The sequence below is a fragment of the Alteraurantiacibacter lauratis genome, from assembly GCF_037154155.1.
Classification (GTDB): Bacteria; Pseudomonadota; Alphaproteobacteria; order Sphingomonadales; family Sphingomonadaceae; genus Alteraurantiacibacter; species Alteraurantiacibacter lauratis.
In genome coordinates, this window is sequence record NZ_JBANRN010000025.1 from 1 (window position 1) to 9,475 (window position 9,475).

General features: G+C 62.4%; 8 protein-coding genes and 3 pseudogenes. 9 read left to right on the forward strand and 2 right to left on the reverse strand.

Annotated elements, in window-relative coordinates; genetic code table 11:
• From WFP39_RS14980 to WFP39_RS15020, 9 genes and pseudogenes are all read left to right on the forward strand, one after another.
• On the forward strand, positions 1-334 hold a 334-nt coding region (locus WFP39_RS14980), incomplete at its 5' end, for a hypothetical protein (RefSeq protein WP_336920648.1).
• Between the two features lie 526 nt (positions 335-860).
• Complete coding sequence (locus WFP39_RS14985; RefSeq protein WP_336920649.1) at positions 861-1,724, forward strand: BrxR family helix-turn-helix transcriptional regulator; 864 nt, start codon at positions 861-863, stop codon at positions 1,722-1,724.
• A gap of 165 nt (positions 1,725-1,889) precedes the next feature.
• On the forward strand, positions 1,890-2,228 hold the full coding sequence (gene tnpA / locus WFP39_RS14990) for an IS66-like element accessory protein TnpA (RefSeq protein ID WP_336920653.1): 339 nt from the start codon (positions 1,890-1,892) through the stop codon (positions 2,226-2,228).
• Complete coding sequence (gene tnpB, locus WFP39_RS14995) at positions 2,225-2,566, forward strand: IS66 family insertion sequence element accessory protein TnpB (protein WP_336920650.1); 342 nt, start codon at positions 2,225-2,227, stop codon at positions 2,564-2,566. Before tnpA ends, tnpB begins: the two co-directional genes overlap by 4 nt.
• A 71-nt stretch (positions 2,567-2,637) precedes the next feature.
• A pseudogene (locus WFP39_RS15000) lies at positions 2,638-2,886 on the forward strand (transposase domain-containing protein); the annotation flags it as partial.
• 156 nt (positions 2,887-3,042) lie between these two features.
• Positions 3,043-4,284: an IS21 family transposase gene (istA, locus tag WFP39_RS15005; protein ID WP_336920651.1), complete on the forward strand. Its 1,242-nt coding sequence runs from the start codon at positions 3,043-3,045 to the stop codon at positions 4,282-4,284.
• The gene (istB, locus tag WFP39_RS15010) at positions 4,281-5,126 is read left to right on the forward strand and encodes an IS21-like element helper ATPase IstB (RefSeq protein ID WP_066531921.1); all 846 of its coding nucleotides are present in this window, start codon (positions 4,281-4,283) and stop codon (positions 5,124-5,126) included. The genes istA and istB overlap by 4 nt, the downstream gene beginning before the upstream one ends.
• 68 nt (positions 5,127-5,194) lie before the next feature.
• A pseudogene (gene tnpC, locus WFP39_RS15015) lies at positions 5,195-7,255 on the forward strand (IS66 family transposase); the annotation flags it as partial.
• 36 nt (positions 7,256-7,291) lie between these two features.
• A complete protein-coding gene (locus WFP39_RS15020) occupies positions 7,292-7,504 on the forward strand; it encodes a DUF4357 domain-containing protein (RefSeq protein ID WP_336920654.1) in 213 nt (70 codons plus the stop codon).
• Between the two features lie 166 nt (positions 7,505-7,670).
• Here WFP39_RS15020 and WFP39_RS15025 read toward each other — a convergent pair whose 3' ends face one another.
• Both WFP39_RS15025 and WFP39_RS15030 read right to left on the reverse strand, forming a co-directional pair.
• Positions 7,671-9,038 carry an IS1380 family transposase gene (locus tag WFP39_RS15025; RefSeq protein ID WP_336920652.1) on the reverse strand — a complete coding sequence of 456 codons (1,368 nt, stop codon included), beginning with the start codon at positions 9,036-9,038 and terminating at the stop codon, positions 7,671-7,673.
• Positions 9,039-9,161: 123 nt separating this feature from the next.
• Positions 9,162-9,371, reverse strand: a pseudogene (locus WFP39_RS15030) (IS21 family transposase); the annotation flags it as partial.
• Positions 9,372-9,475 lie beyond the last annotated feature (104 nt).

Sequence of the window (9,475 nt, forward strand, 5' to 3'; positions counted from 1 at the left end):
TCGCCCAAGACTGCCTCCAAAAGCCAGCCTTGAATCAGCGACCGTGTCCGCAGTCAAGCTTTGTCCACGAAGCCTAGATGTCTCAAATTCTTCGCAGATCGCGGCTGAACTCGGGGTCACGCCATGGCCCATCGACGAACTCAGGCATTTGCGCAATTTTATAGCGCACAAATCCAAGAGATCGGCGCTCAGCGTCCGGGGGGCGGGAATTGTGGGTGTATCTGACAAAATTGACGTACTGAATGCCGCGCTTCAATACGGACCTGATGGTGCCAAACGTTATGTCACTTGGACAAACTTCTCGAAGGGCACTGCTGCGCGTCTTGCGGCCTGACGATGATAAACGGTGTCATTTACCTTGGCGAACCACATCACACCTTGGGTTCTAATGCCCCCTTGCCTGCCAAATTAAAGCTGCAAACGTGTCGGCAAGTGCAAGGCATCAAACCCCAAATTGCGTCACTCATACGGCCTATACCTCTCCGCCAGGAGGTTTAGGCGAAAAGAGACAAAAGCCGGTCAGAGACCGATTTGGGCCTCAGTCGCGGTCTCTGAGGTTCGGTCGGAAAACGCCAAACAGCGCGGAAGCTGGGGATTTTCTGGCCCAGTGGGGCCTATCTCATTGGTTCGCGATGAGATGATGGCGGTGGGAGAGAGCCTGCGGACGAACTCTCTCGGAGTAGCCCTGCGTATACGCCCGTTATGTCAGCGCAAACCTGCGCACTGAAAATTGATCGTTACCCAGCTTTGTGATTGCTCCCGTAGCATCCGCCCTGTAAGCTGACCCAACAATAAACTGGTCCCATGTGGACTCGGTTGGGGGCTGGTTGGTGGATGACAGGTCAAATCTCAGATGGGGCGTGGAGCAGAAGCTCCAGTTTATCGAGTTCCGCCTGTTCTGGGAGGGTCATGTCAACCGAAGCGATCTGATCGACAAGTTCGGCGTATCGGTCAACCAGGCATCGAGCGACCTCAACCGCTATATCGCACTCGCCCCAGACAACATGGTCTACGACAAGAGTGGCAAGACTTACGTTCGCGGGGCCACCTTTACACCGCTCTTTCTGAAACCCGATGCAACGCAGTATCTGTCACAGGTCCGCTCAGTTGCAGAGGGAATTGTCACCAAGGAGGACGCATGGATCGGCAATTTCCCGATCTTTGATGCGACCCCAGCCCCGGCACGCGGCATAGATCCAGCTATCCTGCGATCACTCGTCATTGCAATCCGGCGCCACGAGGTCATCGAAGTTTTCTATCAGTCGATGTCGTTGCCTGATCCGGAATGGCGCTGGACAGCGCCGCATGCCTTGGCCTTCGATGGCTTCAGATGGCACGCCCGGTCATATTGCGAAAAGAGCGGAGAATACCGGGATTTCGTGATTTCCCGGATCATCGAAACCCGCCAAACCCGCTCGACAGGACAACCGGCAACACCAGACGTCGCCTGGCAGGAAATGGTGGGGCTCGAGATCGGCCCGCATCCGGAACTCAGTGCCACCCAAAGGCGGGTCATAGAGCTCGATTACGGGATGACGAATGGGCAGGTGCAAATCCCGGTGCGTCGCGCTCTGCTCTACTATGCCTTGAAGCGATTGGGGCTCGACACCGATCCCGCTGCTCGTCGACCTCAAGATCAGCAGATTATTCTGCTCAACCGAAAATCCGTCATCAGCAAGGACAATCGTAGAGTTGTCCCGGGCACCGAATATCAGGGAAATTGAACGTAAAATGGCACGCACACTTGAAGCTCACGATAAGCTTATCCGCGAGATTTTCGGTAACCGTCCGGTGGGAGCCGCTTGCTGAGGTCGCGGTGTGTGCGAATGACGTCCTATTGGTCGCACATTTGGACGCACGATAGGACAGCGATGGGGCATGTGACGGTAATGACCGGTGGGCGGCGGCACCGGGAGTGGACGGACGCAGAGCGTCTTGAGATTCTGCGGGAGGCGTTTGCACCGGGCGCGGTGGTTTCGCATGTTGCCCGCCGGTACGATGTTTCGCGGACCCTGATCTACATCTGGCGGCGAGCGGCGCTTCGGCGGGCTGAGGCGGCATTCGTCCCGGCGGTGATCGAAGATTTGGTAGAGCCGATGGTGGCCAGCGCGGCAGGCGCCGAGCCGGAAGCTGCGATTATACTGGAGCTTGCCGATGGCCGGCGCTTGCGCATTTCGGCATCGACGCCGCCAGCGCTTGCGGCGACAGCGCTGAGGGCGGTCCGGTGATCCCGTCGGGCGCGCGGGTATGGATCGCGATGGGGCACACCGATATGCGGCGCGGGATGCAGAGCCTGGCGGCGCAGGTCCAGCAGACCTTCACCAAGGACCCGTTCGCCGGAGATCTCTGGGTCTTCCGGGGCCGATCCGGATCGCTCGTGAAGATCATCTGGCACGACGGCGTCGGCATGTCGCTCTACGCCAAGCGGCTCGAGCGGGGGAAGTTCATCTGGCCTAGCGCGAAGGACGGCGTGGTGTCGCTGACGGCCGCCCAGCTGGCCTGCCTGCTCGACGGGATCGACTGGCGCAACCCGCAGTATTCCTGGCGCCCGACCAGCGCTGGCTGACCGCCGGATTTCTTTACGGAACCGCTCATTTCCGCCTTGCACAGGGGGGCTGGAAGTGATTCACTCTGGCCATGGACGCCGCCGTTTCGCCCTTTCCAAGCGATGTAAATGTGCTCAAGGCACTGCTGGCGCAGGCAACCCAACGGGCCAGTGAGGCAGAGGCCGCGCTGGCCAACGCCCGGGCCCGGGAGACTGCCGCCCAGGCGATGATCGAACACCTCAAGCTGCAGAACGCCAAGCTGCGCCGCGAGCAGTTCGGCGCCAGCGCCGAGCGCACCGAACGGCTGCTGTCGCAGATGGAGCTTCAACTCGAAGATCTCGTGTCGATGCCGGATGTATTCTCCCCAAAAGTGCCGAACGAAAATTCCCCAGTTTGAGGTGAGCGCCAATTCGCTCCGGGGCTAGCCCCGGAGCGAATTGGCAACGACCCGCACGGATCATCCTTATGCTTTCCGGATCGACGGGAGGCGTGGCCGGTGATCAGACTTGAGGAAATTGTCATGATCCATGACTTGAAGCGGCAGGGGCTGTCGGTGTCGGCGATTGCGCGGCAGACGGGCCTTGACCGCAAGACGGTACGCAAACATCTGGCCGGTGGCGTCAAGGCGCCGGTCTACAAGCCCCGGCCAGCTCGTCCGCGTGAGCTGGAACCCTACGAACCGTATCTTCGCGATCGCATCGCGCTGTATCCGGGGTTGTCTGGCAAGCGCCTGTTCCGCGAGATCTCTGCGATGGGGTTCAAGGGCGGCTACACGACCGTCACGGACTTCCTGCGCCAGTGCCGGCCGCCGCGAGTGGTCCAGTTCGAGCGGCGCTTTGAAACACCAGCGGGACGGCAGGCTCAGGTAGACTTTGCCCAGTTCAAGGTGGCGTTCAGCGATGAGCCGGGTGTGACCCGGATCTTCTGGCTGTTCTCGATGGTGCTGGGCCATAGCCGCTGGCTGTGGGGCCGGTTCTGTCCGACCCAGGATCTGCAGACGGTGATGCGCTGCCACATCGACGCCTTCGATGCGATGGGAGGTGCCCCGTCCGAGGTGCTTTACGACCGCATGAAAACTGCGGTGATCGATGAAGATGCCGAGGGTATCGTGATTTACAATCGGTCGCTGGTCGCCTTGCTGGACCATTACGGCGCTTTGCCGCGTGCATGCAGGCCCTATCGGGCCAAAACCAAAGGCAAGATCGAACGGCCCTACCGCTACATCCGTCAGGACTTCTTCCTTGGCCGTACCTTCCGCAACGCTGATGACCTGAACCGGCAGTTCCGCGAATGGTTGGACACGGTGGCCAATGTTCGGTTGCATGCCACGACCCGGCGGATCGTCAGCGAGCACTTTGCCGAGGAGCAATCCGCACTGACGGCTCTGCCTGCGGCCCCGTATAATGCGGTGCTCACGATCGAGCGGCGAGTCAGCCATGAAGGCATGGTCTCGGTTGGCGGCAATCTGTACTCGGTGCCCGACGCCACGCGCAAACGGGTCGTGGAAGTGCAGAACCATCCCCGTGAGATCAGGATCTTCGAGGATCGCAAGCTGATCGCGGTGCATCCGGTTCTCGATGGACGCAATCAGCGCCGGGTTGATCCTTCCCACCGGCGGCTCGCTCCGCCTCGCGCGGCGACAGTGCCGCCGCCTGCAGGGCTTGAGATTACGAGGCGCTCGCTGGGCTTCTACGAGGCCGTCGGGCGGCGGTTGGCCAGCAGCGAGGTGCGGCCATGACGGAGATCATCGACCGTATCCGTACGAGCCTGGTTGGACTGAGAATGCCCCGTGCGCTCGAGGTGCTTGATCATACCATGCGGTGTCTGGAGCGCGGCGAAATGACCGCGCTTGAAGCCATCGATATCCTGCTCTCGCATGAGTATGGCAATCGGGAAAGCAGGCGCTTCACTGTCGGGCTCAAGACCTCACGGCTCATGCCCATGAAAACCCTTGAAGGCTTCGACTTCTCGTTCCAGCCTTCGCTGGACCGTGGTCGCATCCTCGCACTGGCGCAGCTCGACTTTATCGAGCGGGGCGAGGTGGTCCATCTGCTGGGCCCGCCGGGCACGGGCAAGAGCCACCTGGCGACAGCCTTGGGCGCGGAGGCTGTTCGGGCTGGCAAGCGGGTTTACCGCGCCAGTCTGGCTGAGGTGATCGACATGCTGGTGCGCGCCGAGCGCGACGGGCGGCTTCCCGAACGGCTTCGGTTCTTCAATCGGAATACCCTGCTGATCGTCGACGAGATCGGCTACCTCCCAGTGACGCCTGGCGGTGCCAACCTCTTCTTCCAGCTGGTCAACTCCCGCTACGAAAAGGGGGCGATGATCCTCACATCCAACCGCGGCTTTGCTGAATGGGGCGAGGTGTTCGGCGATCCGGTGGTGGCAACAGCGCTGCTCGATCGCTTGCTGCACCATGCCATCGTCATCCAGATCGAGGGCGCCAGTTACCGCTTGCGCGCCCACTCCGATCTCGTGCCGGAGCACACCAGAGCGATCTCCGCCATCACGCCGCCGCCGCCGCCGAAAAGGCGCGGAAGGCCACCGAAGGAGCGCCCCCACGATCACTGGAACGGCTGATCACCGAAAACCCAAACTGGGGAATTTTAACCCGGCACTTCTGGGGAAATTTTAGTCAGCGTTGACATCTCGAAGCCGATGCCGCCGAGGATGAGCTTGCCGCCGAAGCCGCAGCGGCCAAGACAACCACCGTCGTCGCGTTCGAGCGCAAGAAGCCGGTCAGGAAGCCGCTGCCCGAGCATCTGCCGCGTGAGCGTGTGGTCCTGCCGTCGCCCTGCTCGTGCCCGGCCTGCGGCGGCGAGCGTCTCTCGAAGCTCGGTGAGGACGTGACCGAGACGCTGGAGGTGATCCCGCGCTCGTGGAAGGTCGTCCAGACGGTGCGCGAGAAGTTCGCCTGCCGGGACTGCGAGAAGATCACGCAGCCGCCAGCACCGTTCCACGTCACCCCGCGCGGCATGTTCGGCCCCAGCTTCCTCGCCATGCTGCTGTTCGACAAGTACGGCCAGCACCAACCACTGCACCGCCAGGCCGAGCGCTTTGCCAGCGAGGGTGTGCCGCTCAGCGTTTCGACGCTCGCTGACCAGATTGGCGCGACCTGCCAGGCGCTTATGCCGATCTTTCACCTGGTCGAGGCCCATACATTTGCTGCCACGCGCTTGCACGGCGATGACACGACAGTGCCGGTCATGGCCAAGGGCAAGACCATCACCGGCCGATTGTGGGACTACGTCCGCGACGACCGGCCCTTCGGCGGCAACGATCCGCCATCGGCCGTGTTCTATTACTCGCGCGACCGGCGCGGCGATCATCCAAGGCGGCATCTGGCCGAGTGGTCCGGGGTCCTGCAGGCTGACGCCTATTCGGGCTACAACGAGCTCTACGTGCCGAACCGGCAGCCCGGGCCGATTCTGGAGGCGGGTTGTTTCGCCCACGCGCGCAGGAAGTTTTTCGAACTGGCTGACGTCGAGGGCGCAGCGCGCAGGAAGAGCCACGGAGAGAAGTCCGGCATGATCTACCCGATCGCGCTCGAGGCCGTGCAGAAGCTCGACGCCCTGTTTGCGATCGAACGAGGCATCAACGGCAAGAGTGCCGCCGAGCGTCTCGCGGTACGCCAGGAGCTCAGCGCGCCGCTGATGACCGAACTCCGCGACTGGCTGAACGCGCAGCTCGGCAAAATCTCGCGCAACCACGATCTCGCCAAGGCTTGTCACTACATGCTGCGGCGCTGGGACGCGTTTACCCGCTTCCTCGCCGAGGGCAGGGTCTGTCTCTCGAACAACGCCGCCGAGCGGACCCTGCGCTGCATTCCTCTTGGCCGCAAATCATGGCTGTTCTGCGGCTCGGATCGCGGCGGACAGCGCGCGGCCGCCGCCTATTCCCTGATCCAGACCTGCCGGCTCAACGACGTCGATCCTCAGGCCTGGCTCGCCGACGTGCTCGCGCGCATCGCCGATCTGCTGCGCCGGATCCGGACGATCCATGCTGCTTCGCGGAACACCTATGGGGCGCCGCGCGTGCATGCCGAGTTGCAGGCCGAAGGCGTCGCCATCGCGAAGAAGCGGGTCGCTCGGTTGATGCAAGTGGCCGGGATCACTGGTGTCAGCCGTAGGCGGAGCATCCGCACCACGCAGCCCAACCCGGCCGACAGGCCGGCATCAGACCTGGTGCGGCGCAACTTCTTCGTGGCGGCGCCGAATCAGCTCTGGGTGGCGGACATCACCTATGTCCCCACCATGGCCGGGTTCCTGTTCCTGGCCGTGGTGCTCGATGCCTGGTCGCGCAAGATCGTGGGTTGGGCCTTCTCTGGCGATCTCAAGACCAGGGTCGTCCTCGACGCCCTCGACATGGCGCTCGAGACCCGCAGACCGGACGATGTCATCCACCACTCGGACAAGGGATCGCAATACACGTCGCTGGCGTTCGGTAACCGATGCAAGGATGCCGGCGTCCGGCCGTCCACCGGCTCGGTCGGCGATGCGTATGACAATGCGATGTGTGAAAGCTTCTTCGCCACACTGGAATGCGAGCTGATCGACCGTCACCGGTTCCGCTCGCACACCGAAGCCCGCATGGCCGTGTTCCACTTCATCGAGGGCTTCTACAACCCCACCCGCCGACACTCGGCGCTGGGATATCTCTCACCGCTGGAATATGAACGGAGGCGCCATGGCCTGACCCAACAGACCTAAACCGCAACCCGTCCACCAAAGCGGGTCAACTCCAATCTGCTCGCCAAGGGCATTCTGGTGGAAATAAATGACGGCCTTCTGTTCACCTCGGACTATATCTTTTCCTCTGTTTCGGCCGCCGCAGCCACGGTGACCGGAGCCGCAGCAAACGGCCGAATTCTGTGGCGGTTGCCTGATGGTAGAACCTACGCCGAATGGGAGGAGGCTGAAAACAGCACCCCTCCGCTCAATCCAGAAACAGAGTTCTAGCCCATCGTATTCATGACGGTGCGGTAGTTGGTGTGGATTGGCGCTCGACCGCACTGTCGGCTTGATCGAGGCGGGCGTGTCCGCAGCGCCTGTTGCATCGCGGATGTTCGAGAGGTTTGCGGGGTTGATGGAGAGGTCGCAGGGTTCGGCGGCCCGGCCGCGCCAGCTATGTCGGAGCGGGCCTGAGCGCGAGGACGATGGTCCTGAACGTGGCCGCATCGGGACAGGCTGACGCGAAGGCAACCCGGATGCGGGTGGCACTCTCGATGACGCGGGCTGCGACCTTGAGCAGCCGCAGGCGCAGCGTCGCAAACTCGGCGGTGGCCAAAGAGGTGACATCGGGCGCGGTGGCCTTGGGGATTGCCTGCTGGATGCGCCACATCAGCCAGAAGGCGGCGGTGTGCAGGATGAGGCGCATCTGGTTGGCATTGGCCGAGCGGCACGAGGTGCGGTCGCTGGCCAACTGGGACTTGTGCAGCTTGATCAGATTTTCGGCGCGGCCGCGGGCGCAGTAGAGCGTGTCGCAGATCCGCTCAGCCGTGCCGTCCTTGAGCGAGGTGACGACGAAGCGGATATCGAGCCCCATCGTGCTGGCCTCGATGCGCGCCACAACGCGCCGGCCCGTCGTGCCCCAGCTCTTTGCCGCATAGCGGGTCTCGGCATGGCGGCGCAGAACCGGCCACCCCCTTGTGGCGCGATCGACGCAGACAGCATCGGCGGCACCGGCAATGACAGGATCGGCGTGCAGTATCCGGTTGCCGGGAAGGCCGAACACATAATCGACCCTGTTGACCTCACACCACGCCATGATCTCGGGGCGGCCACAATGGCCGTCGCCGCGCAGCGTGATCCGGGCCCGGGGCCAGTGCTTCTTGATCCGTCGGATCAGCCGTCGGACATGGCCGGCCATCTCGGCCCCCGACGGCGTTTTGCCGGCGCGCAGCAACATCGCCACCGGTCGCCCTGTCGCGGTGTCATAAACGTGGATCGGCAGGAAGCAGCGTGTCCCGTAGTGACCATTCCAGAACGACAGTTGCTGGCCGCCGTGGACGATGTCGACCGTCTCGTCGATGTCGAGCGTCACCGCCGCGGGCGGGGCGGGATAGCTGGCGCAGTAGATATCGACCATGACGCCCATCATCTGCACCAGTTCGCGCGTCGTCGGTGCGTTCTCCCAGCGGCTCACCGTCGGTTGGCTGGCAAGACCGACAGCCGCGTCGGGAAGCTTGCCCGCCGCCAGTTTGAAGCCGGGATCATGGCGCAGCGTATCGAGGTCGTCGGCATCCTCATAACCGCAGGCGATCGCCAACATCCGTGCTCGCAGGATGTCGCCCAGACCATGGACGACACGGCTCTGATCCCGGGGGTCGGCAATGCAGTTGGCCAGATGCCCGGCAATGCCCATCCGGCGCTCCGCCTGGGCCAGCAGCAGCACCCCGCCATCCGAGGTCAGCCGCCCGCCATCGAAAGCCGCGGTTACCTTCTTGCGGCAAATGGCTGGGAATCCAAAAGGAACAACGCTATCGTGGATCATGGCGGGCGTGGCACTTTCTGTCCGGTGTCAGAGGGTCGTCTAAGCAACCATTCTCTACACCAAATCAGTAGGTTAAGCTACGTTCGCCAACCAGAAATAGCTCGTCTGGTGAATAATCCGGGTGCTGGCTTCGATCCGCAGCCAAGCCGATAGCTTCTCCGCAAACGGGTCCAGCTTGCCCGGCCGTGCTGGGACTTTGAACTTCGGCTCGATCGTATCCGCCCGCAGGTACTTGCGGATCGTGTTGCGCGACAATCCCGTGCGCCGTTCAATCTCTCGGATCGGGATGTGCTGCCGGAAATGCCAGCGTCGAATTACACTCAGTAACGCCATGTCGATCACTCCTCGTTCCCCCGACGCTAGACCGGTTTTCATAGCTGCTGAATCGGCAGGGGATTCCCAAGGCTCGGGTTTTCTGATTCACGGTCTTTGCTGGC